Origin of the sequence: Paracoccus sp. (in: a-proteobacteria), from assembly GCF_030538655.1 — a bacterium.
Taxonomy (GTDB): Bacteria; Pseudomonadota; Alphaproteobacteria; order Rhodobacterales; family Rhodobacteraceae; genus Paracoccus.
On sequence record NZ_JAUNTO010000008.1, the window covers coordinates 17,434 to 43,532 of the forward strand.

General features: G+C 61.0%; 28 protein-coding genes. 16 read left to right on the forward strand and 12 right to left on the reverse strand.

Going from position 1 to position 26,099, the window contains the following annotated elements; translation table 11 throughout:
* Positions 1–37 precede the first annotated feature (37 nt).
* The 5 genes from Q4G22_RS07180 to Q4G22_RS07200 are packed head-to-tail and all read left to right on the forward strand — an operon-like array spanning position 38 to position 5,470.
* Positions 38–1,003, forward strand: coding sequence for a TRAP transporter substrate-binding protein (locus Q4G22_RS07180; RefSeq protein WP_303385222.1), 966 nt, complete (start codon positions 38–40; stop codon positions 1,001–1,003).
* A gap of 38 nt (positions 1,004–1,041) precedes the next feature.
* Entirely contained in the window at positions 1,042–1,512 is a 471-nt protein-coding gene (locus tag Q4G22_RS07185) for a TRAP transporter small permease (RefSeq protein WP_303385223.1), read from the forward strand.
* Between the two features lie 3 nt (positions 1,513–1,515).
* Positions 1,516–2,820, forward strand: coding sequence for a TRAP transporter large permease (locus Q4G22_RS07190; protein ID WP_303385224.1), 1,305 nt, complete (start codon positions 1,516–1,518; stop codon positions 2,818–2,820).
* Entirely contained in the window at positions 2,820–3,533 is a 714-nt protein-coding gene (locus Q4G22_RS07195) for an RraA family protein (RefSeq protein ID WP_303385225.1), read from the forward strand. The genes Q4G22_RS07190 and Q4G22_RS07195 overlap by 1 nt, the downstream gene beginning before the upstream one ends.
* Entirely contained in the window at positions 3,530–5,470 is a 1,941-nt protein-coding gene (locus Q4G22_RS07200) for an aconitase family protein (RefSeq protein ID WP_303385226.1), read from the forward strand. The genes Q4G22_RS07195 and Q4G22_RS07200 overlap by 4 nt, the downstream gene beginning before the upstream one ends.
* A 183-nt stretch (positions 5,471–5,653) precedes the next feature.
* On the opposite strand, the gene Q4G22_RS07205 is transcribed toward Q4G22_RS07200, so the two are convergent.
* From Q4G22_RS07205 to Q4G22_RS07235, 7 genes are all read right to left on the reverse strand, one after another.
* Positions 5,654–6,613: an amidohydrolase gene (locus Q4G22_RS07205; RefSeq protein WP_303385227.1), complete on the reverse strand. Its 960-nt coding sequence runs from the start codon at positions 6,611–6,613 to the stop codon at positions 5,654–5,656.
* 14 nt (positions 6,614–6,627) lie between these two features.
* Entirely contained in the window at positions 6,628–7,410 is a 783-nt protein-coding gene (locus Q4G22_RS07210; RefSeq protein WP_303385228.1) for an amidohydrolase, read from the reverse strand.
* A 209-nt stretch (positions 7,411–7,619) separates the two neighbouring features.
* Positions 7,620–9,140, reverse strand: a complete 1,521-nt coding sequence (locus tag Q4G22_RS07215) for a tripartite tricarboxylate transporter permease (protein WP_303385229.1) — start codon at positions 9,138–9,140, stop codon at positions 7,620–7,622.
* Complete coding sequence (locus Q4G22_RS07220) at positions 9,140–9,598, reverse strand: tripartite tricarboxylate transporter TctB family protein (protein ID WP_303385230.1); 459 nt, start codon at positions 9,596–9,598, stop codon at positions 9,140–9,142. Before Q4G22_RS07220 ends, Q4G22_RS07215 begins: the two co-directional genes overlap by 1 nt.
* Before the next feature lie 68 nt (positions 9,599–9,666).
* Positions 9,667–10,638 carry a tripartite tricarboxylate transporter substrate binding protein gene (locus Q4G22_RS07225; protein WP_303385231.1) on the reverse strand — a complete coding sequence of 324 codons (972 nt, stop codon included), beginning with the start codon at positions 10,636–10,638 and terminating at the stop codon, positions 9,667–9,669.
* A 43-nt stretch (positions 10,639–10,681) separates the two neighbouring features.
* Positions 10,682–11,365, reverse strand: a complete 684-nt coding sequence (locus tag Q4G22_RS07230; protein WP_303385232.1) for an RraA family protein — start codon at positions 11,363–11,365, stop codon at positions 10,682–10,684.
* A 20-nt stretch (positions 11,366–11,385) separates the two neighbouring features.
* Positions 11,386–12,381, reverse strand: coding sequence for a hydroxyacid dehydrogenase (locus Q4G22_RS07235; RefSeq protein ID WP_303385233.1), 996 nt, complete (start codon positions 12,379–12,381; stop codon positions 11,386–11,388).
* A 108-nt stretch (positions 12,382–12,489) separates the two neighbouring features.
* Between Q4G22_RS07235 and Q4G22_RS07240 the strand changes: the two genes are divergently transcribed.
* From Q4G22_RS07240 to Q4G22_RS07285, 10 genes are all read left to right on the forward strand, one after another.
* A complete protein-coding gene (locus Q4G22_RS07240) occupies positions 12,490–13,359 on the forward strand; it encodes a LysR family transcriptional regulator (RefSeq protein ID WP_303385234.1) in 870 nt (289 codons plus the stop codon).
* Positions 13,360–14,200: 841 nt separating this feature from the next.
* Positions 14,201–15,289, forward strand: a complete 1,089-nt coding sequence (locus Q4G22_RS07245) for a helix-turn-helix domain-containing protein (protein ID WP_303385235.1) — start codon at positions 14,201–14,203, stop codon at positions 15,287–15,289.
* Positions 15,290–15,292: 3 nt separating this feature from the next.
* On the forward strand, positions 15,293–15,586 hold the full coding sequence (locus Q4G22_RS07250; RefSeq protein ID WP_303385236.1) for a hypothetical protein: 294 nt from the start codon (positions 15,293–15,295) through the stop codon (positions 15,584–15,586).
* Entirely contained in the window at positions 15,586–15,909 is a 324-nt protein-coding gene (locus Q4G22_RS07255) for a hypothetical protein (protein ID WP_303385237.1), read from the forward strand. Before Q4G22_RS07250 ends, Q4G22_RS07255 begins: the two co-directional genes overlap by 1 nt.
* Positions 15,896–18,205 carry a DotA/TraY family protein gene (locus Q4G22_RS07260; protein WP_303385238.1) on the forward strand — a complete coding sequence of 770 codons (2,310 nt, stop codon included), beginning with the start codon at positions 15,896–15,898 and terminating at the stop codon, positions 18,203–18,205. The genes Q4G22_RS07255 and Q4G22_RS07260 overlap by 14 nt, the downstream gene beginning before the upstream one ends.
* A gap of 12 nt (positions 18,206–18,217) precedes the next feature.
* A complete protein-coding gene (locus Q4G22_RS07265) occupies positions 18,218–18,742 on the forward strand; it encodes a hypothetical protein (protein WP_303385239.1) in 525 nt (174 codons plus the stop codon).
* 4 nt (positions 18,743–18,746) lie between these two features.
* Positions 18,747–19,175: a hypothetical protein gene (locus Q4G22_RS07270; RefSeq protein WP_303385240.1), complete on the forward strand. Its 429-nt coding sequence runs from the start codon at positions 18,747–18,749 to the stop codon at positions 19,173–19,175.
* A gap of 38 nt (positions 19,176–19,213) precedes the next feature.
* The gene (locus Q4G22_RS07275; RefSeq protein WP_303385241.1) at positions 19,214–20,671 is read left to right on the forward strand and encodes a M23 family metallopeptidase; all 1,458 of its coding nucleotides are present in this window, start codon (positions 19,214–19,216) and stop codon (positions 20,669–20,671) included.
* Positions 20,668–21,021 carry a hypothetical protein gene (locus Q4G22_RS07280; protein WP_303385242.1) on the forward strand — a complete coding sequence of 118 codons (354 nt, stop codon included), beginning with the start codon at positions 20,668–20,670 and terminating at the stop codon, positions 21,019–21,021. Before Q4G22_RS07275 ends, Q4G22_RS07280 begins: the two co-directional genes overlap by 4 nt.
* Entirely contained in the window at positions 21,021–21,386 is a 366-nt protein-coding gene (locus Q4G22_RS07285) for a hypothetical protein (protein ID WP_303385243.1), read from the forward strand. Before Q4G22_RS07280 ends, Q4G22_RS07285 begins: the two co-directional genes overlap by 1 nt.
* On the opposite strand, the gene Q4G22_RS07290 is transcribed toward Q4G22_RS07285, so the two are convergent.
* Genes Q4G22_RS07290 through Q4G22_RS07300 form a run of 3 tightly spaced genes read right to left on the reverse strand, consistent with a single transcriptional unit; the run spans position 21,365 to position 22,163 of the window.
* Positions 21,365–21,577: a hypothetical protein gene (locus Q4G22_RS07290; protein ID WP_303385244.1), complete on the reverse strand. Its 213-nt coding sequence runs from the start codon at positions 21,575–21,577 to the stop codon at positions 21,365–21,367. The genes Q4G22_RS07285 and Q4G22_RS07290 overlap by 22 nt on opposite strands.
* 11 nt (positions 21,578–21,588) lie before the next feature.
* The gene (locus Q4G22_RS07295; RefSeq protein ID WP_303385245.1) at positions 21,589–21,915 is read right to left on the reverse strand and encodes a type II toxin-antitoxin system RelE/ParE family toxin; all 327 of its coding nucleotides are present in this window, start codon (positions 21,913–21,915) and stop codon (positions 21,589–21,591) included.
* Entirely contained in the window at positions 21,912–22,163 is a 252-nt protein-coding gene (locus Q4G22_RS07300; RefSeq protein ID WP_303385246.1) for a CopG family ribbon-helix-helix protein, read from the reverse strand. Before Q4G22_RS07300 ends, Q4G22_RS07295 begins: the two co-directional genes overlap by 4 nt.
* Positions 22,164–22,642: 479 nt before the next feature.
* Here Q4G22_RS07300 and Q4G22_RS07305 point away from each other — a divergent pair, with 479 nt between their 5' ends.
* The gene (locus Q4G22_RS07305) at positions 22,643–24,637 is read left to right on the forward strand and encodes a plasmid recombination protein (protein WP_303385247.1); all 1,995 of its coding nucleotides are present in this window, start codon (positions 22,643–22,645) and stop codon (positions 24,635–24,637) included.
* A gap of 40 nt (positions 24,638–24,677) precedes the next feature.
* On the opposite strand, the gene Q4G22_RS07310 is transcribed toward Q4G22_RS07305, so the two are convergent.
* Positions 24,678–25,577 (reverse strand): reverse transcriptase family protein, encoded by a 900-nt coding sequence (locus Q4G22_RS07310; protein WP_303385248.1) that lies wholly within the window; start codon positions 25,575–25,577, stop codon positions 24,678–24,680.
* Positions 25,564–25,866 carry a helix-turn-helix transcriptional regulator gene (locus tag Q4G22_RS07315; RefSeq protein WP_303385249.1) on the reverse strand — a complete coding sequence of 101 codons (303 nt, stop codon included), beginning with the start codon at positions 25,864–25,866 and terminating at the stop codon, positions 25,564–25,566. Before Q4G22_RS07315 ends, Q4G22_RS07310 begins: the two co-directional genes overlap by 14 nt.
* Between the last annotated feature and the right edge of the window lie 233 nt (positions 25,867–26,099).

The window sequence follows — 26,099 nt, forward strand, 5'->3', positions numbered from 1 at the left end:
ACAGCTGAGGGGAATCGGTGACCGAGGGGAGGGAACCATGAAACTTGCGCGCATCAGCGGTGTAATTTTGCTGGCCATAGCGGCAGGCACCGCACCAGCATTGGCCAAAACGGTGCTGCAACTGGCATCTGTCGAAACGCCGCAGACGGTCTGGGGGCAGGCAGCGCAGCGATTTGCCGATGGCGTTGCCGAGGCATCCGGCGGCGAAATCGAGGTGCGGCTGTCGCTGGCGGGATCGACCGGCACCCCGCGCGAGACGCTGGAGGCGCTGACCATCGGAACAAATGACATCGTGATGACGGTGATCGCGTCGCTGAACACCTATGATCAGATCGCGGCGATCGAAAGCTATCCCTATCTGTTCCGTGATCCCGCGCACTTCGATGCTGTGTTCGGCGGCCCTGTGGGCGAGGAACTGTTCGCCGAAATCACCGAACGCACCGGGTTCCGCCTTGTCGGGGCCGGGATGCGCGGTCCGCGCGCCATGGCGTCAATTCGGGCGGTCAATACGGTTGACGATTTGGCGGGGCTGAAAATCCGTGTTCCGAATATCGACATTTATGCCGCCACATGGGCTGCATTAGGGGCCAGCCCGACGCCGATGTCCACGAATGACGTCTACAGCGGCTTGCAATCGGGGATCATCGACGCGGTTGAAAACCCGCTGTCGGCGCATCTGCGGTCGAAATATTACGAGGCCGCCAATTTCATCATCATGACCGATCACGTCTATGGCGCCTATACGCTGATCTTTGACGAGACGCGTTTTGCCCGCCTGAGCGAAGGTGAGCAGAAAATCGTTCTTGATGAAGGGCGCAAGGCGATGACATGGGCCGCCGCGCAAGAACATGTGCAGGATCAGGCTGACCGGGCAAGATTGGAAGCCTTGGGTGTGACCGTGATCGCGCCTGATCTGGCGCCGTTCCGGGAAAAATCCGCCGCAGTTGCCGAACGGTTCCCCGGCCTTCAGCCGTGGGTCGAACGAATTCAGGCTGTTGAATAACAGGCCGCGCGCGGGTGCTGAAGCGGGGGGGTGGAACGATGCGTATTCTGCAAAGGACGGTTTCTGGACTGACTGGCGTTCTTGGGGTGGTGGCCAATCTGCTGCTGGTCATGATGCTGCTGGTTATCGGATCGCAGGTCGTGGCGCGTTTCGTGCTTGGCGCGCCGACCATGTGGGCCGAAGAGCTTGGCCGCTATCTGCTGGTCGCGATCACGATGATCGGCTCGGCTGTTTTGATCGAAAAGAACGACCATATCGCGATTGATACCTTTGTCGAGATATTGCCGAAACGGCTGCGGGTGGTGATCGCATGGATGCGCGATGCGATTTCCCTGACTGTCTGCGGGCTGATCGCCTGGTATGGCTGGACGCTGGTGGGGATCGGGGCGCGGCAAACATCCACCGGGCTGCCGATCAAGATGTCACTGCCTTATCTGGCAATTCCGATTGGCGCTGCGCTGATGGCGGCGGTTCTTGTCCTGTCGCGCCTGAACCGGCAGGAGGGGTAAGCCATGGATCTGGCTGTTCTTGCGTTGATTCTGACCGGCACCATCACCTTTTGCATCCTGATCGGCGTTCCGCTGGCGCTGTCGATCATCGCAGGATCGTTTGCGGCAATCTTTGCCCATGGTGGCGCCAATCCGGTGATTGCGGCACAGCGGCTGTTTGCCGGGATGGACAACTTTTCGCTGATGGCAATTCCGGCCTTTCTGTTCGCCGGGGCGATCATGTCGAATGGCGGAATATCGTCACGGCTGATTGATTTCGGCAATGCACTGGTCGGACGCTTTACCGGCGGATTGGCGATTTCCAATGTGCTGAGTTCATTGATGTTCGGCGGCATCTCTGGTTCGGCTGTGGCGGATACCGCAACCATCGGCGGCACCTTTATCCCCGAGATGAAAAAGGCAGGTTATCCGGTGGGTTATTCCGTCGGGATTACGGCGGCCTCATCACCGATTTCGCCGCTGATCCCGCCGTCCATCGCATGGATCGTCTATGCCTATATTACCGACCAGTCGGTAATGCGCATGTTTCTGGCCGGGTTGGTTCCCGGTCTCATGTGGGCCGTCGCGCTGATGGTGGCGGCATGGTTTCTTGCGCGTCGGCATAACTATCCCACACAACCGCCCGCTTCGTTCAGCACCATCTGGGACAAGTTTATCATTGCCTTTCCGGCGCTGATTACTCCGGTTTTATTGCTGGGCGGGATTTTGTCGGCATTGTTCACGGTGACCGAGGCTTCTGTCGTGCTTTGCGTCTATGCGATGCTGATTTCCGGGCTGGTTTATCGAGAATTGACGTGGAAGGTGGTCATTGACTCGCTGACTTCGGCGATGCGGCTGACGGCGGCGGTGATGATTATTCTGGCCGGGGCGTCACTCTTTGCTTGGATGCTGGCCTGGGTTCAGGCCCCTGAAGGCTTTGGCGCATGGCTGCAAGGCTTTGTCACCTCGCCGATGACCTTCCTGATCCTTGTCAATATTCTGCTGTTGCTGATCGGCATGGTGATGGAGGTGAACGCCGCCAAGGTCATGCTGCTGCCCGTCTTGTTCCCGATCAGTCAGCAATTGGGCATCGACCCGATCCATTTCGGCGTGGTGATTACCGTGAACCTGTGCATCGGGCTGATTACACCGCCCATTGGTATCGTTCTGGCGATTGCCAGCACAATCGGCGGCATCTCGATCATTCAGGGCACGCGCGCGATTACGCCTTTTCTGATCGTGGCGCTGTTGGTGCTGGCGCTTTTGACCTTTGTGCCGGTTCTGTCCACCTTCCTGCCTGATCTGCTGATGGGGCCAAGGCTAAGCTGATGTCTGAATATGGCGAATTCACACGGCTTGGGACTGCGCTTGTCAGCGATATTCTGGACGAGGCCGGTTATCACAACCAGACGCTTGATCCGTCGATTGCGGGTGTGGGGCAGGTGGCCAGCTTTTGCGGAGCCGCGATCTGTGTGCAGGGGCAGCGGCGGGTGAATACGGTGAACCCGCCCGCCGATGCCGCGACCATGCCGCTTTACCAACTGCCCATGCTGGTAAGCGGTCCTGCGGTTCTGGTGCTGGCCACCAACAGTTTTCGTGGCGGTGCGGTAACGGGCGGCCTGTTGGCCGAGGAACTGAGGCAGGCGGGTTGTGTGGCGGTGGTGACGGATGGCCTTGTCCGCGATCTGAATGAACTGGCGGCAACCGGCCTGGCTGTTCGGGCCGCCGGGGCAATCCCGTTGAACGGCGCGCGTCGGTTCATCCTGACTGGCTGGAACATGCCGGTCAGCCTGCCGACACCCGAGGGCGGAGGCGTGACGATCCATCCGGGCGATCTGATTCTGGGCGATATGGATGGCACGGTCATTGTCCCGCAAGCTGTGGCATCCCAAATCCTGACCATGGGCCGGGAACTGGAAAGACGCGAAAGCCGGTTACGCAAGGATTCCATGCATCTTTCCGCGCCCGAGCGCGCCGCGGCCCGTGCAAACCGCATGAGCCACGTCCTATGGTTGCGCGGACAAAAGGAGATGGCCCCATGAAATTCGACGGACGTATCCTGATTCTGGGCACGGCACCGGACGCCATGAAACGTCAGTTGGCAGGCGAGGATCTGACGCTGGCAGAGGCGGGCGAATTGCGCAGCGATATTTCCACCGACGAGATCACACCGCTGCCCATTCTGCTGAACTATGACAGCCGGTTGGGGCGCTATGCCCATACCGGGCTGACCATTAATGGCGAGAAACCCTTGGGCGAAAATGCCATTGCCGGGGGCGGCTTTGCCGTGCTGGTCGGCGGGCGCCGATATGGCAAGGGGTCGTCGCGTGAACATTCACCGCTGGCCGAATATTCAGCCGGGATCAGGCTGGTCATCGCAGAAAGCTTTGAGCGGATCTATCGTCAGAATTGCGACAATATCGGGCTGTTTACCTCGACCGATTTCAATCTGATCGACCGCATCAGGGCGGGCGAGCGGATTTCCATCGACGAACTGGTCGCCGAACGTGACCCCTTGGCGCAGGCGATCCTGCGCGCGGGTGGCCTGCTGGCCTATGGTGCAACCCACCTGCGCAATGCCCGGCTGCGCAATATCGAAACCGCCGGGCCACGCACCCTTGCCCAAAAGATCGTTGATCGCTCTGCGCTGATGGTTGACGGGCTGGACTGGGACGCGCGTCCCGGAACCGGTGGTTTTGTCCGCGCCGATTTCCGGTTCATCCACGAATATTACACCGCGATGGCCGCACATATGCTGCATGAATATTACGGTCGTCCTCTGGCTTTGCACGAGCCGGACAACATCCTGTTGTTCGAGGATCACCTGTCCTATGCCCACCGCTCTCCCACGCATCTCAGGCTGGGGCTGCTGCCGGATGTGCGCGCCATCAGTCAGGCACATCGTGATTTCGCCCGCGAATATGGGCTGACCGACCACGGCTATCTGATCGGCGAGGATGGCAGCGAGGGTATCAGCCATGCGATGATGGCCGAAAGCTATGCCCTGCCGGGGCGTATTGTCGTGGGCACCGACAGCCACACGCCGCATTCCGGGGCCATTGGCGCCTTTGCCTATGGCGTCGGCACAACCGACATGGCCAATGCTTTTGTCACCGGGGCCGTGCGGCTGACCATGGCCGAAAGCCTGCTGGTCCGGCTGACAGGTCAGCGCAGGCCGGGGGTGACGGCCAAGGACATCGTGCTGAACCTGCTGGCGCAACCCTTTATCCGCGAGGGCGGCGGCGTTGGCCGGATATTTGAATTCGCGGGGCCGGTGATCGATGCTATGTCTATCGACGAACGCACGACGATCACCAATATGGTGGCCGAACTCGGCGGCCTGACTGGGCTGTGCGCCCCGGATGCCGAAACCGTGCGTTTCCTGAAAGAACGCCGTGGGATTGATTTCCAGATCGAGGACTGGATGCGGTCTGATCCCGGTGCGGCCTATGCTGCGACCATCGAAATGGATTGTTCGGGCATCGGTCCGATGCTGGCCATGCCCGGCGATCCCGGCAACGGTATTCCTCTGGTCGCGCTGGATCGTGACGTTCGGGTGGACATCGCCTATGGCGGCTCTTGCACGGCTGGCAAGCGTGACGATTTCGACAATTATCACGCCGTCGCCAGATGGGCGCAAGAGCGCGGGTTGCGGGTGGCCGATGGCGTCAGGCTCTATCTGCAATGCGGCACCGTTCAGGTTCGCGATTACTGCCGCGAACAGGGCTATATGGAAACCTTCGAGGCCATCGGTGCCGAGATGCTTGGCCCCGCCTGCGGATCGTGCGGGCAATGCGGGCCGGGCGTTTCTGAGACCGCCGATCAGGTCACCATCTCGGCCATCAATCGCAACTTCCCTGGTCGCGGCGGTCCCGGCCAAACATGGCTGGCCAGCCCGCCCACGGTTATCGCCAGCGCAATCGCCGGAAGGATTTGTTCGTTCGAGGCATTGCAGGCGATGCAAGGACTGTCTGACTGACAGGATGTGGCCCTTTGACTTGGTGGGGATGCGGGTCAGACCACACCTGCCGCCGGAAATTGGTGAATCTCTGGCGGCCGGTGCGGTGGCTGCTGCTGTCCCCCATTCCGTGCCTAAGGAAAACGCGGCAACCGCTGATTCAAGTCGCCGTCACCAAGCCTTGTGGGTGTTGTATCCCGTCCCTCACCCTCCCCCCCCAAATTGATAGAGCTCTGCCGGATTTTCGACCAAGATGCGGTGTTGCACGGCCTCATCCGGTGCCCATGTTTCCAGCAGATCGAACAGAGCCGCATCGTCGGGCAACTGGCTTTGTCCCCGATGCGGCCAGTCGCTGCCCCAGACGACACGTTCCGGCGCGGCCTCTGCATAGGCGCGGGCCATGGCGGTCGCGTCGGGGTAATCGGGCGGGCCGATCTCGGTATTCAGATAGGCACCCGACAGTTTGACCCAGGTGCGGCCACGATCCAAAAGCCGGCGGATCACCGCGAAGGCGGGGTCCGAGGGACCGGCTGCGGGTGGCAGGCGGCCAAGGTGGTCGATCACCAGCGGCACCGGCAGATCGGACAGCGCATCCTGCATCGCAACGATCTGTTCGGCCCGCGCATAGATCTGAACATGCCACCCCAGCGGCGCGACGCGGGCGGCGGTCTCGCGCAGGCGATCAACCGTCGTTTCGCCCCAGGATTGCGGCGTGACAAAGTTCACACGCACACCTGTCGCACCTTGCGCCGCCATTTCCTCCAGTTCCGCCTCGCTGATGTCGGGTTCAACCACCACTACGGCGCGACCGTCCTGGCCCAGCCGCGCGCTTGCCTCCAGCGTGCAGCGGTTGTCCACGCCATAGGTCGAAGGGTTGACGATCACGGCGCGGGTTGTGCCGATGCGTTTCTGAACCGCGCGATAGGCTTCAAGCGTTGCATCCTCGACAGGCTGCCCGGTCCAGTGAGGAGATGCGGGAAAGCGCGTGTCGAAAATATGCAGATGGGAATCGCAGGCCAGAGCCGGTGCGCGCAACCGTGCGGTGCCGCTGCCCGACGAAAACGGTGCCGTCTGCGCCATGGCAGGGCGTGCAGCCGCTGCAACGGCCAAGGATAGGGCGGCACCGGACAATAAGCTGCGGCGGCTGATCGTGCTGGTTTTCATGAGGTCTTCTCCTGTCAGTTGAAACGATACAGCTCTGCCGGATTTTCGACCAAGATGCGGGCGCGCAGTGTCGGATCGGCTGCCCAGTCCGCGATCAGGTCCAGCAGGGCGGCATCGTCGGGCTTGGCGTTCTGATCCCTGGTCGGATGTGGCCAGTCGCTGCCCCAGACCAACCGCTCCGGCGCGGCGGCCACCAATGCGCGGGCAACATGGCCGACGTCGGCAAAATCCGGGCGGCCATCGGTGGATGAGATATAGGGGCCGGACAGTTTGACCCATGTGCGCCCGCCATCAAGCAACCGGCGGATCAGCGCAAAGACGGGATGACTGACCCCATCCGGCTGCGGGACGCGGCCGATATGGTCGATGACCAGCGGCGCGGGCAGTTGAGCCAGCGTCCCGGCATGGGCCAGCATCTGCTCGGGGGCCATGTTGATCTGAATATGCCAGCCCAGATCCGCAATGCGCTGTGCCATCGGTGCGATCATATCGGGCGTCAGGAACGCCCCGGTCGTCAGATTGAACCGCAGCCCGCGAATGCCGGCGGCGTCCAGCGCCTTTAGCTCTGTGTCGGTCGAGTCGGGCGACAATACGGCCACGCCGCGGCTGGCGGGGCCAAGCGCACGGATCGCCTCGGTCGTGACGCGGTTGTCGGTGCCATAGGTCGAGGGCGTCACGACGACGGCCCGCGTCAGCCCCAGACGTGCCTGAAGCTTGCGATAGTCCGCGACCGAGGCATCAGGCGGTGTCAGTCGTGCTGTCGGAGCGACCGGAAAGCGGGAATCATAGATGTGCATATGACAATCGCAGGCCATATCGGGCAGGGATGTCCGTGGCGGCCGGGTCCCTGCCGAGAATGGCACCGCACCCGCGACGCCTTTCGCGGCTGTCCCAGGCGGGATGATGGCAAGCGCGGCGACGCTTGCCGCGATGAAACCGCGTCTGTGCATTCTGGTCTCCTGTGGTCGGATCATTTGCGGCGGGCTGTGACGCCCGCCGGCAAGGATCAATCGCCGTCCTGTGGTTCGGGCACCTGTTTGCGCCGCCGCTTTATGAACAGCGGTTTCAGGCCCCAGATCAGGATCACGGCGGTGAGGGCCAGGACGGTGGCGCTGATCGGGCGCTCGACAAAGGTCATCAGATCGCCGCGCGACAGCAGCATGGCACGACGGAAATGTTCCTCCATCATCGGGCCAAGAACAAAACCCAGCAGCATCGGCGCGGCGGGATAGTGCAGGATCCGCATGGCATAGCCAAGCGCGCCGAACATCGCGACCAGCAGCACGTCGAAGGCGCTGTTGTTTACGCTGTAGGTGCCGATGCAGATGAACATCAGAACCGCCGGGAACAGCCATTGATAGGGCACCATCAACAGCCGCACCCACAGCCCGATCAGCGGGATGTTCAGCACCAGCAGCATCAGGTTGCCGATCCAGAAGCTCATCACCAGCCCCCAGAACAGCGAGGGCTGCTCGGTCATCAGTTGCGGGCCGGGCGCGATGCCGTGGATCATCAGCGCGCCCAGCATCAGCGCCATGGTGGCGCTGCCGGGGATGCCAAGGGCCAGCGTCGGAATAAAGGCGGTCTGGTCGGCGGCGTTATTGGCCGATTCCGGCGCCATGATGCCTTCGATGGCGCCTTTGCCGAACCGCTCGGGCTGTTTGGCGACGCGGCGCTCGATCGCATAGGCCATGAAGGCGGCGATCGAGGGGCCGGTGCCGGGCAGGGTGCCGAAGAACGACCCGATGGAGGCGCCGCGGAACATCGGAAACCATGACCGCCGCACATCGTCGCGGGTGGGTTTCATCGCTGACAGTTTGATGGACTCCGGGTCAACATTCTTGCCATCGACCTTGCCGACGCTGGCGATCACCTCGGCCACGCCGAACAGGCCCATGGCCAGTGCGATCAGGTTGATGCCATCGGCCAGATCAAGGATGCCGAAATCGAACCGCCGCGTGCCTGTATAGATGTCGCTGCCGACAATGCCGAACAGGATGCCCATGAACACCATGGTCAGGCCCTTCAGCATCGACCCGCTGGAGATATTCGATGCCGCGACCAGTCCCAAGAGCATCAGCGAGAAATACTCGGCCGATGAAAACCGCAGTGCATAGGCGCTGATGGTGCCCGAAAACGCCATCAGCAGGATGATCCCGACCGAGCCGCCAAAGAACGATGCCAGCGTCGTCATCAGCAGCGCAACCCCGCCGCGCCCCTGTTTGGTCATCGGATAGCCATCCAGCGCGGTGATCGCGTTCGAGGGCGAGCCGGGCACGTTCAGCAAAATCGCCGCCGTGCTGCCGCCATAGGTGGTGCCATACCAGATACCCGCCAGCATGATCAGCGCGGCGGTGGCATCCAGTTGGAAGGTCAGCGGGAACAGCATCGAAATCGCGGCCAGTGTGCCGATGCCGGGGATCACGCCCAGCAGCGTGCCCAGAAACACCCCGGTAAAGCACCACAGCAGGTTGTTCCACGACAGCGCGGTTTGCAGGCCCAGCGTCACATAATCAACATATGTCATCAGAACGGCCACCGGATCAGAGCAAAGTTCATGCCAAGCGCAAGGCGAAAGATCGCCCAGGCCAGCAGGCACAGCGCCGCGCACAGGATGGCGACATTCACCGGATTGGCACGGTTGTCCGAAAAGGCGGAAATCCCCACCACCGCGATCACTGACGGGATCAGGCCGAACGGCTGGATCATCAGGGCAAAGGCGATGACGGCGATGATGATAAGGGTGGCGGTGCGCCATTCAACCGCTTCGCTCAACGCGTCAGCGCGGCCCTTGATCCATGCGTTCAGCGCGATTGCCGCGCCCAATGCGCCGATCAGCACACCCAAGGCCATAGGCATCATCCCCGGCCCGACGCGGCGCAGGGTGCCAAGGTTGTAATTCTGCGCCGCATAAACGGCGACGGCTGCGCCGAACAGGGCGATGACGATGCCCCCGGTGGTGTCGGCCAGGTTACGGTTTGCCATCCTCTCCTCCCCAGAAAGATCAGCGGTTAAGGCGAAAAGGGCAGCGCGATCACGCGCTGCCCCCTGGTTCAGTCGATGGATGCCCCCGAGGTCTCGACCACTTCGGCCCATGTCTTGACCTGTTCGGCCAGATAGGCGGCGAATTCCTCGGGCGAGCCGCCCAGAATGGTGCTGCCCTCGGCCTCCAGCGCGCTGCGCAGCGTGTCGTCGGCCAGGGCGTCATTGATGGCGGCGTTCAGCGTGGCTACGGTTTCGGCAGGGATTCCGGCGGGGCCGACAACGGCCTTCCAGTCGGCGGTGTCGAAACCGTCAAAGCCGAACGAGGCCACGGTCGGCACATCAGGCAGGATAAAGTTCGGTTCAGACGAGGTGACGGCCAGCGGACGGATGCTGCCCGCGCGGATATGGGGCAGCACACTGGGCACGCTGCCGATATAGATGTCCACCGCGCCACCCATCACATCCGTGATCGCCTGCGCGATGCCGGGATAGGGCACATGGGTCAGATCCAGATCGCCCTCGGTCGCCAGCAGCTCGATGGACAGATGCGCCACGGTGCCATTGCCCGGTGTGCCGAACAAAATCTCGCCCGGATTTGCCCGCGCGGCCGCGATCACCTCGCCGAAATCGGCATAGGGGGAATCGGGGAAGGTGACGATGGCCATGGGCTGTGTCGTCAGCAGCGCAATCGGGGTGAAAGCGGTCAGCGGATCATAGGGAATGTCGGGATAGAGCGCCGGGTTCACCGCCATGTTCGAGGTTTGCCCCATGCCCAGATGACGGCCATCGGGCGTGGTTCGCGCCACCTGCGCCAGCCCGATATTACCGCCCGCGCCGGGTTGATTCTGCACGACAAAGTTCCAGCCCTTTTGCGCGGTGATACGCTCGGTCAGCAGGCGCGCCGGAATGTCGGTGCCGCCGCCGGGCGGGTAAGGCACGATCATCTCGATCGAGCCGCCGGGAAAGTCCTGCGCCACGGCCATATTGGCCAGCGCGGCAAAGGTGAACGCAGCGGTGCCGCGCAGCAGATAGGTGAACATCAGTTTCCTCCCATTATGCCGGTGCGGGACCGGCGGATCGTTGTCAGATGCCTGCGGGTATGTCGCAGCCCAGACGGCGCAGGGTCTCATCCACCCAGGCGCGGTTATTGGTTCCGGCCCTGATCGCGGCCATCTGTTTGGTCTCGGCCTCTTGCTTGGCGATGGTGCGGGCATAGATCGCCTCGGCTTCGTCAAAGGGGATGGCCAGAACGCCGTCGCTGTCGCCAAGGATCAGATCGCCCGGATGGATCACCATGCCGTCGATGGCCACGGGCACGTTGATTTCACCCGGACCGTCCTTATAGGGGCCGCGATGGGTGACGCCCGCCGCATAGACGGGCAGGTTGGTGTCCCAAAACGCGTCCACATCACGGATCGCGCCGTTCAGGACGAAACCGGCAACACCCCGGTTGAGGGCATGGGCCAGCATCAGCTCGCCCATCAGCGCGTTGGTGGTGTCGCCGCCCGCATCCACCACGATCACATCGCCCGGCTGTGCCATGTCGATGGCCTTGTGCAGCATCAGATTGTCGCCGGGCCGCGATTTGACCGTCAGCGCAGGGCCAGCCAGCACGCCGTCGCGGTGCATTTTGCGCAGGTGCGGCCCGGCGGCGGTCATACGGCTCATGCTGTCGCTGACATTGGCGACGGGAAGGGCGGCGAAACGCGCCACCACATCGGCGGACATCGCGCGGTTACGGTTCAGGATACGAAAACCGATGTTCATCGGATAAACCTTTCAGTATTTCAGGCGCTGATCGCCGGAGGCACCAGCAGATCACGGTTGACAATGCGCGAGGCCGGGATGTCCCGCCCCGCCAGCAGGTCCAGAATCCCCTGTGCGGCCTGAACGCCGACGCGGGCATTCGATGCCGCCGTGACGCCACCGATATGCGGGGTCAGGACCAGACGCGGCTCGGCCCAGAAGGGGTGATCGTGCGCAGGGGGTTCCTGCGCGAAACTGTCCAGCCCCGCGCCGGCGATCCGACCCTCGGCCAATGCGGCGGACAGGGCTGCCTCGTCGATCAACCCGCCGCGGGCGGTGTTGATAATGATGGCACCGGGCTTCATCCGGGCCAAGCGGTCGGCGTTTATCAGGTTGCGGGTCTGGTCGGTCAGCGGTGTGTGCAGGCTGATGATGTCACAGCTTGCGATCAGATCATCCACATCGGCAACCCGCGTCACGCCTTCTTCCGCGAAAAACTGATCGGGGCAAAACGGATCATAGGCGAACACATCCAGCGCAAAAGCCTTGGCAAAGCGCGCCGTCTGCCGCGCAATCGCGCCAAAGCCAACCAGCCCGATGCTGGACCCGGCCAGTTCGCGCCCGTCAAAACCGGGCTTTTCCCAGCGTCCGGCCCGCAGTCCGGCATCCAGCGTGGGGATCTTTTTGACCACCGCAAAGAGCAGCGCCATCGTATGTTCCGCCACCGCCACCGCATTCGCGCCCGTGGCGACCAGCACCGGAATGCCGCGCGCACCTGCCGCCTTGAGGTCGATATTATCGACGCCGACGCCGTGTTTGGAAATAACCCGCAGTCGCGGCGCGGCCTCCAGAACCTGCGTATCAACGCGACCCATGCGGGAAATGATCCCGACCGGGTTGCTGTCGCGGACAGCGGCGATCAGCGCCTCGCCCGTGCTGTAGGGCGGCACATAGGCCGGTGTCAGCCCTGCGGTCTGGATAAGGTCAACGGCTTCGGCGGCCAGACTTTGGCCGGTAATCAAGATTGTGTCTGACATAGTCCCTCCCTGCCGGCATCGGGGATGTCGGCGCAGGGGGACATTACCAGTAGATATGCTGAAACAAAGCGGATATATCTGAAGTATATATTTAGGGATTCTGAAATAGTGGATACAAGGCAACTTAAAACCCTGCTGGCTATCGCCGAGACAGGCAGCTTTTCGCGGGCGGCGGATGCCGTCCACCTGACAGCTTCGGCGATCAGCCAACAGATTCAGGCGCTTGAATACGAGGTCGGAGCGGAACTGTTCGACCGCCGCAGCAGGCCGCCCCGGTTGACGGCGGCAGGTTTGCAGATGGTCGAGGCCGCGCGCGAGTTGGTGAAGGTCACGGAAAATGCCATCGACGCGATTTCCGGGCGGCGCGTCACCGGCACGCTGGCGCTTGGGTCGGTCAGGACCAGCGCCCTGTCGTTGCTGCCGCGCGCCATTGTGCCGCTGAACGCCGCGCATCCCGAATTGCGCATCAAGCTGCGCGTTGCCCTGTCCGAGCCGCTGTTGCAGGATGTCGCCGCAGGGCGGCTGGACGCGGCAATGATCGCCGAACATGGCAATTTCCCCGCCGCCCTGCGCTGGCGCCCCTTCCTGCGCGAGCCGCTGTTCGTGATCGCCCCGCCCGGCACCCCGCCGCAGGATGCCGAAACCTTGCTGGCGCGGCATCCCTATATCCGCTTTGCCGCGAATGTGCCGCTGGCGCATATCATCGACCGGGAACTGGGCCGTATGAATGTGCGCCCGGTCGAGATCGCGGAAATCGACACGATCTCCTCGATCGTTGCCTGCGTGGCGAACGGGCTTGGCGTGTCGGTGGTGCCAAAGGTCGCCATCGACGATTGCGCGCACCCCTTGGTCAGCGCCCCCTTCGGCACCCCACAGGTCCACCGCGAAATCGGCCTGATCGAGAGACGGAACCACCCAAGGCAGGCACTGGTCGATAAGCTGCATGATCTGCTGACCAAGATTGCGGGAGGGGGATAGGTCGGCGCCAACCGGCCATCAAGGGACTTTGCGCGTCAACAGGCTTTTCCATGAATTCGCAAATTTTGGATCATCCGCACAAGCTATGCCGAGACGCAGCCAGCCATAATATCCGCCCTTGCGCCAAGCGTTATCGAGAGGCCCGGACGCGCCACCAGTGCCGCAGTTTGTGCGCTGGTCTTGCCGATGTGGCCTGATGCGTGTGCACGGGATATGGCCTGGCACATTGTTCATTTTGGGGCGGGGTGAATGATCCGGGCAGTGGCTCGCCCCCCCTTACCGAAATGTCAAAGCTGTTCCCCCGGCCTGCGCGACGATCTTTGCGAGGGCTTCAAGGGGCAGGGTGCCATCTTGATCGTGCCGAACACATTTAAGGGCAGCTTTGATCGGCTATGATTGTGTGGGGTGCATGTCGCTTACGCAGGCTGGCGGCCATTACGCCCAGAGACGGTTGTAATCGTCCCGTTAGGCCCGCCGCGCTACTCGTAGCTGCCCCTTTTTCGTATCCATTCATGCACCGTCCAAGTTCGAGCGCTCGGGCGATAAACCAAACTGTTCAGGAAAAATGCCAGAAATTTCAGATAAATATGGTGAGCCCGACAGGCTCCAAGTTATCAAGTGGAATCAATGCTTTAAATTGTCCATCGTCACAATTCAGAGCTATTGAAAACATTGCCGAACTTTCCGCATTGTCCAACGTCAAAAATGAAAACCCCGGCGCGCTGGCGGGCGCAACCGGGGCAAAATACCAAGACTGGCTGTCTCTGCTTGACGACTATAGCTTGAACCTCGATTCGCACGCAAGAGCTTTGCCCCACGTCCCTGTGAAGGGGGCAGCGGTATGAAACGGCGCGCGCAAATTCAGAAGTCCATTAATTGGGCGCAGGCGCTAGGACTGATCAGCGATGGGGTCTACCAGACGGCGAAGGTCATGGCTTCGTTCGTACTGGACGATTTCCAGCGTCCGGTCTGCGCCGTCGAGGTGTTGCGGCTAGCCAAGGAGCGTCGGAAGCACGTTAGCACGATCCGGCGGCACATCGCGGCGCTGGAGGATGCCGGACTGGTCGAGCGCCAGACAGCGGGGAATGGCCTGCGAGGGTCGTTTTTCGGCGGCGCGGTGGTGTTCGGAATCAATTTCGCACCGGCGCTCGAACGCCATGACGAGCTTTGCGAAGCGTATCGGCGGCAGTGCCACGCGAATACGGCGTTTCAGAAAGCCCGGCTCTTGTTCAGCCGCACGAAGGCTCACCTGCGCCGGATATGCGAACAGGTGGACGATCATCGCACGCTTGAATGGGTGCTCGGCTTGGACCGTCCCAGCCGGTTGCCCGCAAGCGAGCTACGGCGGTTGACCCACGAATGCAGCGCACGGGTCGAGGCGCTGCAAGCTGTGGCCGAGCACGGTGAACAAGCCCAGATCACATCGACGGAACGTCGCCAACCCATCAGTCCTGACCGCGCAATTATGCGCGCCGCGCCACGCGAAATCGGCCGTCACTATACTGATACCAATAAAAAAAATAACAATAGTAATACGGCGGTAGAGGCTGGGGAAAACAGCCACGAAGACGTGCTGGGGAAGCTGACGCCCGAGATGCTTGCGCGGATTGCACCGAAAGACTGGCGCGAGTGGATCGAAAACTTCGCATACAGCGGCAAAACCGGCTGGGACGGGTTCATCCTGACCGCGCAGATGATGTTGCCCTGCATTGGCGGGTCTGGCGGGACATGGGACAGGATCGTGCGAATGGCCGGGCCACAGGTGGCGAGCGTGCTGGTCCTTCTTGCTGCTTCCGATCCGTCGATCAGGAACCCTGACAGGTGGATCGTATCCATGACGGGCCGCGCATGTAGCCAGCGCTTCAACTGGCAGGCACCGATCAAGAGGCTCGTGCGACAATCGTCCAGTGCCGCGTTGGTAGTGGGGTAAGCCATGAATATGACTTTTCAAGGTTTTTTGGCTTTTGTGAGAGGCCTCGACCGCAGCCCCGGACATGATCGCGATCTGTGCGCGGCGCTGATCGGGCTGTCGAATGATGATCAGGTTCAGATGGTTCGCCAGTGGGAAGCTGGGTGGATTGCGGCTGATGAAATGCGGCGCGAGCTGAAGCTTGAACTTTACCCCGAGTCGCTGGCCGCGCTTGAGACCGCCCAGAAGATCGGCAACGCCCGAAGGGCGGCATCCCAGAAGTCTGCGAGCGGCAGAAGCCGGAAAGGCGGTGTGTAATGCGCGGTGATCTTCTGGCCTACATTTTGGGCATCCTTGCCTGCACGCGCGGTCTCGACCGCAGCCCGGATGAGGACAAAAATCTGGCTATGGCGATGTTCGGTCAATCGCAGGCCGAGAGGCAGGCGATGATTGCGGCTTGGCAAGACGGCTGGATCGCGGTCGCTGACGTTCAGCAGCTTGCACCAGATCGCTTCAACCTCCCCCTGCGCGGGCGCGGCGGTGCGAACAAAATCCCCGGCATCGACGCAGCGTTGGAGATCGGCGCTGCCCTCAACTCGGTTGCCAAACGACAAAGAGGGTGGGGCGATGGAAGAGTATGATTTCAGTAGCTTGTTCGAACGCTCGTCGGGCGACTATGCGGGCGGCATCCTCGAACGCCTGTTCGGTGGGATCGTTCCGTTCCTGACGGGCGCGGCGGACGACTTGGGCACGGGAAACTGGCTCTCGTCCATTTTCAGCATCTTCAACACGGCAGGGTTGCTTTGCGTACTCGTGGTGACATCCTACACGGTCTATACCGTGATGTTTGATTCCGCATCGGACGGAAAGACCTTCGGGCAGCGGACGGACACGAAATACACGATCACGCGGATTTTGCTGGGCATGATGTCTTTCGTGCCGGTCGCGGGCGGCTATTCTCTGGCGCAGGTCGCAATGCTCTGGCTGGTGTTGCAGGGATCGGCGCTGGGAGACGTTGTATGGAGCCGAACGGCTGAATCGGCCCTCACCGGGCAGCCGCTGCTTTCGCAGCCGCAGAACTCGTCCATCACCGACATCATCGTGCAGGGGCAATTTGCGCAAGCCTATGACGCCCTTGTTCTGGGGCATCTCTGCGCGATCAATGCGAACAGTATTTACTTCACGTTGAATAGCCTGCGCGCTGACGAACAGGACGCCTATATCGAGCAGGTCACAAGCGGCCCGTTGTCCGCCCATAGCTCCGCTGCCACGGAAGTCGCGTCGTCGCCAAGCTGGATTTCAATCGGCTCGGTCGAGGTGGGCACGCTCAACCACGTTATCCGCTTTCAAGAGGCCGTAGGCTCCACCGCTTACAGTGGCAGGTCGAACTTCTGCGGCGGTGTGACGAACAGCGCCAGTCTTCGGGTGTCCGATGCTACTGACTATTCATTCGCGGATCAGGTTACTTCAGTCCAGACGCGAGCGCTCTTTCAGAGCTATGTGCAGACCATCAACCAGTTGTCGGAGCGTGCGCAGAGCGTTGCTGTGCAAATTCACACGGGATTGCGCAATACCCCGACACTTGAGGAACTGGCGCGAACCCATATTCGCGAGGCGACGAACAGCTATATCGGCGGGGCCGGTCCCGCCTTCGAGTTCGATGACACGGAAATTGCCGAGCTATACGACTTCCTTCTTGCCGAGGCGACGGAGCGCGGCTGGCTCTTCGCGCCGGGCTGGCAGCGGGGCATTTCGATGGCTGCGGCGTCTTTCGGGTCGCCCGATGGCGATCTGCGTTTGAATGCCTACCGGGAATCTAACCTGACGGAATATCTCTCGGGGCAAGGCGTCAGGACGGGCTGGCGGGCTGACTCGATTGTGCGCTCAATGTTAGCGAAGGCAGATAGCGATTTCGAGACATGGGATATGATGTCGGCCTATGTCACCAATCTGGGCGAGCCGAGCGCGGACGCCGATGATGAGAACTACGCCTCGATGCGGCGGGGATCGGCCTTCAGTGGGCTGTTGAACGGCATCTATACCAGTATGCTCGACCTGTTTAACCCGGTCGCGCAGCCGGGCGGCAACGCGGGCCTGACAGACCCGATGGTGCAGGTCTCACAACAGGGCAAGGTCATGCTGGTGACAGGTGGCCTTGTCACCGGCGCGGGCTTCGGCAGCGCGGCGGCAGGTGGGTTCCTGCCAAGCTGGATACCGTTCACCGGGGCTGCAAGCGCCGTGCTGGAAGCCGCCAGCGGGCCGCTGATCACGGCGGGAATGTTCCTGATGCTGTTCGGGGCAATCATCTTCGTCGTCGTCCCGATGATACCGTTCATCTATTACTATTCGGCAGTGATCTCGTGGGTGATGCTGGTAGTTGAAAGTATGTTCGCGGTGTCGCTCGCTGTGCTGACGCTCTTCGCCCCGGCCCGCGAAGGAACCCTGATCGGCTCGTGGAACAAGATACTTCTGAGCATCTTCGGCATCATTTTCCGACCATTCTTCACGGTCGTTGGGCTTATCTTCTCTATGATGGTGATCGCCTTCTCGCTCCAATATCTCTACGATCTATTCCACATGCTCATGGACTTCATCACGCCGGGGCCAGAGATCATCAGCTTGGTTGCGATGGTGGGCTTCCTGTTCATCTATGTGGTCGTGACCTGCGTCACCGTGCTGATCGGCGCGCAGCTTATCACTGAACTGGGCGACTCCGCGATGGGTTGGCTTGGTATCTCGTTCGGCGGCATCAGCCAGCGTATGGACGTTGGCAAACAGGTCGCTAATGCCGCCGATCTCGGCCCTACTGGATCGATTCCCCGGCGGGCTGGTCTCGGTTTGGGCACCACCGGAACCCAGAACTCCATAGTCAAGGGCGCAAGCAACCGCTTGCGGCAAATCGGGAATCGCGGCGGTGGTGGTCAACCGCCCAAATAAGGAGAGGCTTCCATGAACAAGGTCGCTAGATTTTGCTACTGGTGCCAATCGGTCAGCGACCGGCTGGCCGAACGCCGGAAGCGCATCGCACGCTTTCGGGATGAATACGCGCGGCAGGCACAGTATTTTCCGGCGCTGACGCAAGCCGAAGTCGATGCTGCTGCGGCAGGGGGTATGGAAACTCTCCTGTCGCGGTTGACGCTCGAACGGGACAAGGCCGCCGCCCTCTGCAATCAGATCGAGCGCGACCTTGGTCCGAAGTTGCCGAAATATGAACATTGGATCGGCATCGACCAGATCGTGAAGCAGCGCATCAGCGACCTCGATATCAAGGGCGTTCGCTGGATCGGCCAGAAGTTCCTGCCTCCGCGCAAACCTCCCCTAGAACCGGCTCCCGACCTTGGTGCTGATTGTGCCGAAATCCCTTGGTCGGAGCAGGAATATCTCGAATGCCGGACCGGGCGGATCATAAGCCACGGCGAATACGAAGCCATCGGCGGGCCGGGTAGGTGTGCGGAATTTGTCAGAGTGAGGTAACAAAATGCTGCGAAAACTTCTTTTTTCAGCCATCGCCAGCATCATGGGCGCTGCACCCGTCGCGGCGCAGAATGAATGGGAAGCGGTGTCGTTCTCGCTAGTAGAGGTCAGCAAAGGGGATGCGACCACCCTGTATTCCCGGCAGGAGCTTGAAGAGGCTGGAGGGGGCCTTGACGCCGTTCGCCTCTACAGCGCCGAAGTGGAAACGCCGCAGGGGCGGCTGGTTATGGGCGCGCTGCCGGGCTTCTGCGGCTTGGAAGCCTGCTATCTCAAGGTGGCGCTCGAAGCGCCAGACGGCCAGCACATCGAACCTGCCGATATACAGCCGGTATGTCCCGCCTTCGCGGATCATGCCGAAATTCGACCTAGCACAATGACCCTTCGGGCCTGCGATGTTGAAATCGACCTCGCAGCTCTCTTTGCGCAGCATTAACGGGGGCCACTATGCGCTTTCACTCGATCATCAGCGCCGTGGCGGTGGCCGCATCGTCGTTTTTCCCGGCAGAGGCACTTGCCAATGTCAGTGCGGCGGACCTGATCCGACACGGTATGCCGCCCGATCTGGCCGATTTCGCTGCCAGAGTGTCGGCGTCCGAAGGGACATGGACTTCCGTGAACCAGTATGGCTGCGCGGGCGCTTTCCAGTTCTGCCCACCAACGCTGGCCGAATACTACTCGGGCACGCGGGATCAGTTCCTTGCCGATCCGCGCGCGCAGGTGGATGCTTATCGGCGCTACATGGATCGACAATGGTCACTGGCGACCCGACACGGTTATGACAGCCTGATCGGCCAGCAAGTCTGTTACGGCGGCACCTGCACCATAATCACAGCATCTTCCATCCTCAAAGCCTGCCAGTTCGGCTGCTCACTGAACGGTGCGCTGTGGAACTATTACCAGACAGGGGATTGTGATCAGGGTCGGGATGGCAACGGTGTTTCTGTCTGCCGCTACATGATTGACGGAGTGGGTCTTAATGTCGCTGCGGTTACGGGTGCGGAAGAAGACGGTGTTGTCAGCGTGGCCAGTGTCGTGGCGGGCATGTGCTTGCAGGTGCCCGTTATGTCACAGCAGGGCGAATTGGTGACGTCACCTTTCGGTGTGGACCGCACGGGGCGCTCGGGTGCATCCAACGGCTATCATCTGGGCCTTGATCTGATCAACGGTGTCGGTCGCGACGATCCGATCTTGTCGGGTGTGCCGGGCCGTGTCGTGATGGCCCGAAACGACGACACGAACTCGGTATTCGTCGAAACGCCGGATGGGGCAATGCGCGTCGGATACCTGCATGGCGGTGCCATCAATGTTCGTGTTGGGGATGAGGTGCAGCCTGATACGCAGGTGGTCACGATGGGCGATAAGGGATCGCCGGGTGCAGTTCACCTGCATCTCTATACCTCGCTTCGCGGCGATATTGTCGCAAACCTCGGGGAAGCCGCAGGCGTCGTCTGGCCGCTTGGCGAGGGCGATTTCTGGGGCAACAAGAACAGAGGCGGGCTATCCGGGGGCGATCTGGTCGCGGCAGCACCTGCCCCCTATTACATGGTTAATCCCGAAACTTACCTGCATCACCGCATTCCGTTTCAGAAGGCTTTGCTGGACTCGGAACATTATCGTCAGCAGGGCCTTGTGAGGCCGGACGGCCTCACGCTTGAGCCGACCTGCGCGCCTGCGCCGGAGTTCTATGCTCGCGGCGGCTTTCGGTCCATGAACTACGGCTCGACCTCCAATGGCGGGATGGCCGAAAGCGGGGCGGCGTTGGCTACCAACCCGCAGACGGTCGTGAACATGGCGACCTCGCAAGGCCGGGATGCCATGATCCAATACAGTATTTCCGCGATAGGCGAGACTACGCGCGCGGCCAATCACGGGCAGTCCCAAAGGGCAACAGCCGCGATGTGGGCCGGAATGGTTCTGGGGGTGCAATGACCAGTTCTAGAAGTATTCAGCCGCGCGTCGCCCTTTACATCAATGGCCCGGAAGAGGTCATGGGCGCGTTCATCGAGTTCCGTGAGCAGTGCGGGCATACGAGCTACTGGCAAGCCTTGGAGGATCTGCTGGAACGCTGCGGGCGGCTCGCGACGAACACTCCTGCTGACGTTTCGTCGCCGGATAGGTACCCTGCGTTCAGTACCAGAAAGTTCAGTTACCATCCGGGGCAGGTAAAGGAACGGGCAAAAGAAGGGCCGGTGATCCTGACCGAACAACGGCGACCCGCCTATGTCCTGATGACTTATCGAGACTTTGTAGACCTGATGGCAGAAAAGGAGACCGATTGATGCAGAAGATCCTCGCGCTGATTGCCGTGACCTGTACCACTGCACCGGCCTTGGCCGACACACCTGCGTTCATTGGGCAATGGTCCAGCAACGCGGCCTGCGCGCCTCACGAGGTGGCCGAATACACAACCGAGGTTTACGAGACTGAATGGACTTATTGCGAAATCGAAACGATCTTCGAGGTGGGTGTGAACAAATGGAACATTGCCGCTGTCTGTTTATATGAGGCCGACCGCAACCCCGTCACCTTCAACCTGACGGTTTCTGGTGATGGCGCCCAGATGCGGGAAACGATCACGGCTGCCGATGGTCATGCCCAGACAACGGAGCGCATGCGGTGTGATCAATCAGTATCGGGAAACTGATCGTCTGGTCCGAGCGGTTCGAATTCGGCCAGCACGTCCAGCAGGTTCTTTTCGCGCTTTGAATCTGCTGTCTGCGCTTCTTCCCGAAGCCTGTCGATCAGGTTTTGAAGCTCATCACCATAGTTGCCCTGCCAGACGGCGCGAAGCTCGTCACCGAACCCGAGCGGTGCCTTCTCCGGTGGTTTGCTCATAGTTCGCCCTCTCATCCATGCGTTGCTGCCTGATCGCCCTGCATTCTTTCGCGCAGCGCCCGCACCAGATCGCGGGCGGTGTGGAACACGGCCACTATTGTCACCATCTCGGCGCTGACCTCGTAGACGATCAGATAGGGCAGCCCCGAAACACTCAATTCCCGCGTATCGGGATGGCGACCGGGACGCCCGAGGGCCGGGAACTGGGGCAGCTTGCTCGCCACCGCTACAATTCCCCGATAGACGCCCTCGGCGGCAACAGGATTGTCCAGTGCGATGTAGTCCACGATCTCCTCAAGGTCGCGGGCGGCTGGTTCGGCAATGACCAGTTTTTTCAACGCGACCAGCCGTGCTTGGCTGCGATCCCGGCAAAGACCTCATCGGCAGGCATAACCCTGCCGTCGCGCGCGGCCTCGATCCCCGCCGTGATCCGTTCCATCTGCCATGCGTTGGCTTGCAGATACTGCTCAATTGCCTGATTGACGATATAGTTGCGGGAGCGGTCCATCGCGTTCGCCAAGGCGTCGATCTCCGAAACCTTGTTCGTGCGAATGGTGATCGGTTCTGATGCGGCGGGCTGCGGCATGGTGTGCTCCATTGTAATCATCTGTAGTCATATCACGCCGCGCCGTCATTTCCAAGCTGCCCGCCGCGCCGGTCGCTCGATACCTATGGTCTCGCTCCCTCTGCGGCTACCGTATCGCACCATGCCGACACGGTATGTCGGGGTCTCTGTGGTAGGATGTTCACGTAGCCGCCGCGCTCCCCGATCCCCTGACCGACCGCCCCCCACAAGGCTGGGGCGGGCAGGGGATCGAGCCGCCGCAGGCGGCTTCGCAAGGGTGCTGGCCGAAGGTCGCAAACCCGCGCAGGCTCATTCAGGGCGGCAGCCCTCGACGGGCCGAAGGGCAAGGCTGAAGGCCGCGCAGGGACAGCGACAGCGGGCCCGGAGGGAGGGGGGTTTCAAAAGGGGGGATGCTGTGGCATCCTCCCTTTGCCTACAGGATAAGCTTGCTTATCCCTAGTAGGTTAGAGGATAAGAGATATCCTTTCGCGGAAATGAGCATGGCCGAGGATATTCTAAAGCCGGAGAAGGGCGGCAATCCGAAGGCCGCGCAGACACGCATCAAGTCATTGAGCGCCGCCGCTATAGGCGGGCAACGTGCGCACGATCTGCGGATTGGCCCGCAACCTTCTTATGTCGAGGCGTCCCGCTCACATCTCAACCGCGTGTTGCTTGAATCGCTGACGGGTACGAAGCTGCGCGCGATCTGCCAAGAACGTCGCGCAGTTCGCCAGACAGTCCGCGCCATGAAGTCTAACGCTTCTGTCGGGGTGGCAGGAATCATCACGTTCGGCCACAAAGCGCAAAGGATCTTCGAGCGGCTGACGCCCAAGCAGCAGGACGCAGCCTATTGGGAAACCGCCGAGGCCATTGCTGCGCGGCTCAACACGACCCTGACCGGCCTCGTCGTGCATGTCGATGAAACTGCCCCCCATGCGCATTTTCAGCTTCCTGCATATGATCTGAACGGAAATCCGATCAGCGATGTCGCCAAGCGCGGCGTGTTGCGCGATCTCCAAACCATCACCGCAGAGGTGATGGGTCGTCATGCCCCCGGCATCGAGCGAGGACGATCGAAGTATGACCGGCTCAAGGCGGGGGCCGCGCCCGCCGAGGTGGTCAATCGGTCGGTTGCGCAACTTCGCGATGAAGCGATCCCCGAGCTTGAAGCCAAGGTTGAGGCCAAGGAAACGGCGTTGGCCGAGGTGCAGGAGAAGCTGGCGACGAATCTCGACCGCCTCGCCAAGGCGCGCGTGGCAGCGGAGGGCGAAGGCCAGAAGGCTGAGAAAGCCCGGAAGAGAGCCGAGACCTATGAAGCCCGCGCCATCAAGGCGCAGGCCGAGGTGGACCGGCTCGCAGATGAGATTGCTGCCGCGCGCGATAGTCTCGACCGGATCGAGGCGGCGAAGGTCAAGGCGGAATCCGATTTGGCGCAAAGCAGAGCAAAAGCAGCCGTGCTGGCTGCGGAACTGGCGGAACAACAGGAACAGCAGGCAGCGCGCGAACGTGAGCTTGAATATCAGGCGCGTTCGCTGGAAAAGGCTGCGGCCCACCTTGAAGCAGCGGTTACGCACGCCGTGGAAGGTCGATATGATGCTGAAATCACCGCAGCGGATATGAGAGAGCGAGCGCCACGGGCTGAAGAAGAGCTTGCCGTGCTGCGGGACGCCGCACCGGACGGACGCGCGACATGGGGCTGGCGGGCACGTTTCTGGTCGCTGAATTTTACCGATGGGACTCCTAAACCATTGTTGCCGCCAATCCGGGGTGCCATCACCTCTGCATTCGACCGTCTCGCCACGTGGGCCGAAAAGCTGATGGGGGTTGAGGTCGCAGCCGAAAAACGAGCAGCAGCAGCCCGGAAGCAGGCCGAGGTGCTCGAAAGCCGCCTTGCGCCTCTACAGGCCGCCGTGGCGGCTTTGGATGACCACGAGGCCAGAGAGGTTGAGCGACACGACGAATTGCGCCGGCGGCTTCTTCGTGAGAAGGGCGAAGAAATGTTCCGTAGGTTGACCGCATGGCCAGACGGTGGAATGCCCACGCCGCGCGACACCCAAAGTCCGGTCCTTGCGGTATGGTGTGCCCTCCATCCAGAGGAAAGCAGCCACCTCCGCAAAGCACTCGGGCTATCCGCGAACGATACGCTGTTGACCATTTTTGAGAAGGTGCGCGAAGGATACGACAGGCACTGGCAGACGATTGCCAGCGTGGATAAGTCGGATTGGACTTATTGGCATGCGCAGAGTGCCCTTGATCATGCGCGCTTCCAGCTTGATCGCGGCGCCTCATGGGCTGATATGCTCCGCGCCGTTAATGACGATTCCCGGCAGGTGGTGGGACGGGTGACAAAGCTGCTCGTTGATGCCGTGATGCAGCGGGGGTGGAAGCCGGAACCGCCCCCGGCAGACGCCGCCCCGGCTCTCCCCTTGGACGAACGGACCCGCGAGGCTGTCCGCCGGATCGACCGGTCAAGGGAACCGGACGGCCCTTCCTGAACACCAATGAATGGTCAAGGCTATATGGCGTCTTGGTGCCTTAGTCCGACTTCCTTTTCGGCGAACCAACATTGCCTGCTTGAATTTGATTCAGTTGAGCCAACCTCCCGCTCAACTGCGCTTCCAGACGCTTTGTTTGCTCAGCGGATTTCGTATTCCGTAGCACGTCTCTCACCGCATGGATCTTTTGTCGCTGCCTGTTCGGTGCCGTGATCCCGTCGCGCGTCAGGATGACCCCGGTCACTTCGGACGGCCGGTCCCTACGGGCACGTTCTTTGTGAGGCGCGTAACGGTGCCCATGCCTATGCAGACTCTGTTTCAGTAGCCAGATCAACGCCTCTGGCACGGTGTCCCCCGAAACCGTTAGGTCGTCTGCATACACGCTCAAGGTACACCCGGCGGCAGCGACTTGGGCGTCGATTTCTTCCCACATGTCGATATAGGTGAAATAGGCGAGGATGGGGCTGCACGGGCTGCCCTGCGGCAGCACCCCATAGCTCGTGACAATGCGTGCCAGCATGACAGCCACGTCTGTCGAACATTCCATCCGCGAGTGAAAGAACCAGATAACCTTGTAGATCGTACAGTTCGGAAAAAAATCCTCAATGTCCAGCAAGCGCACTGACCGTGCACCAATGTGACGCGCCGCATTGTCTACATAAGAACGCCCCTCGACCGGGGCGAACAAGTAGTCTGGTGGAGCAATGCGGCTCAGCAATTCCGCTATGCGTGCTTGGGTCGATTTCAGCGGGGCTATAGGCGCACTGATGTCGCGCATTTCCCCGTTTTTCTTAGGCTTTTGAAATTTTATGTACCCGTCTTCAAGATTGGAAAGTCGCTTTAACTTCTTCGGAGACACCAGAAGTAGGCGGGCCAGCTTTGACTTGGAGCGCAGCCGAAAAAATGGACTATCACGTAAAGTGTACTTACGTTTTGCCATTGGCGGTCTTGCCTTCGATTAATTGAAGGAACTGCAAGACCTTACCAGCAATTGCAGACTTAGCTCGCTTGGATTTCGATGGGTCCTCAAGGTTCTCGGAGAAGAAGAGAATTGATGACGCCGGAATGCCGAACGTCTCAGAATACTTCTGTATTACCTCCATCGACGGCATTTTTTTCCCGCTTTCCAACTCGGAGACGTAAGACTTCGACAGGCCTAGGCGTTCAGCCAACTCCTGTTGCTTCATGTCATGAAATACGCGGATCAGGCGCAAGGCTTCCGCGAGCATAGGTTTCTCCTTTCTTTATAGGATACAGTGGAAGCTCTTTATAGGATACAGTGGAAGCGACTTAGCTGTCAGGATCGCCCGCGAGGGCATTCCACAACCGCCAGAGGCGGTACGCGAGCTTTCCAATCAGGATCGCCCACTTTAGCAGGAACGGTGCGCGCAGCGACTTAGGCCACTTGCTCGTTCTTTTCAGCCGCTGTTGTCGTTCGTTAGTCTCTAAGTCCATTTCTGGT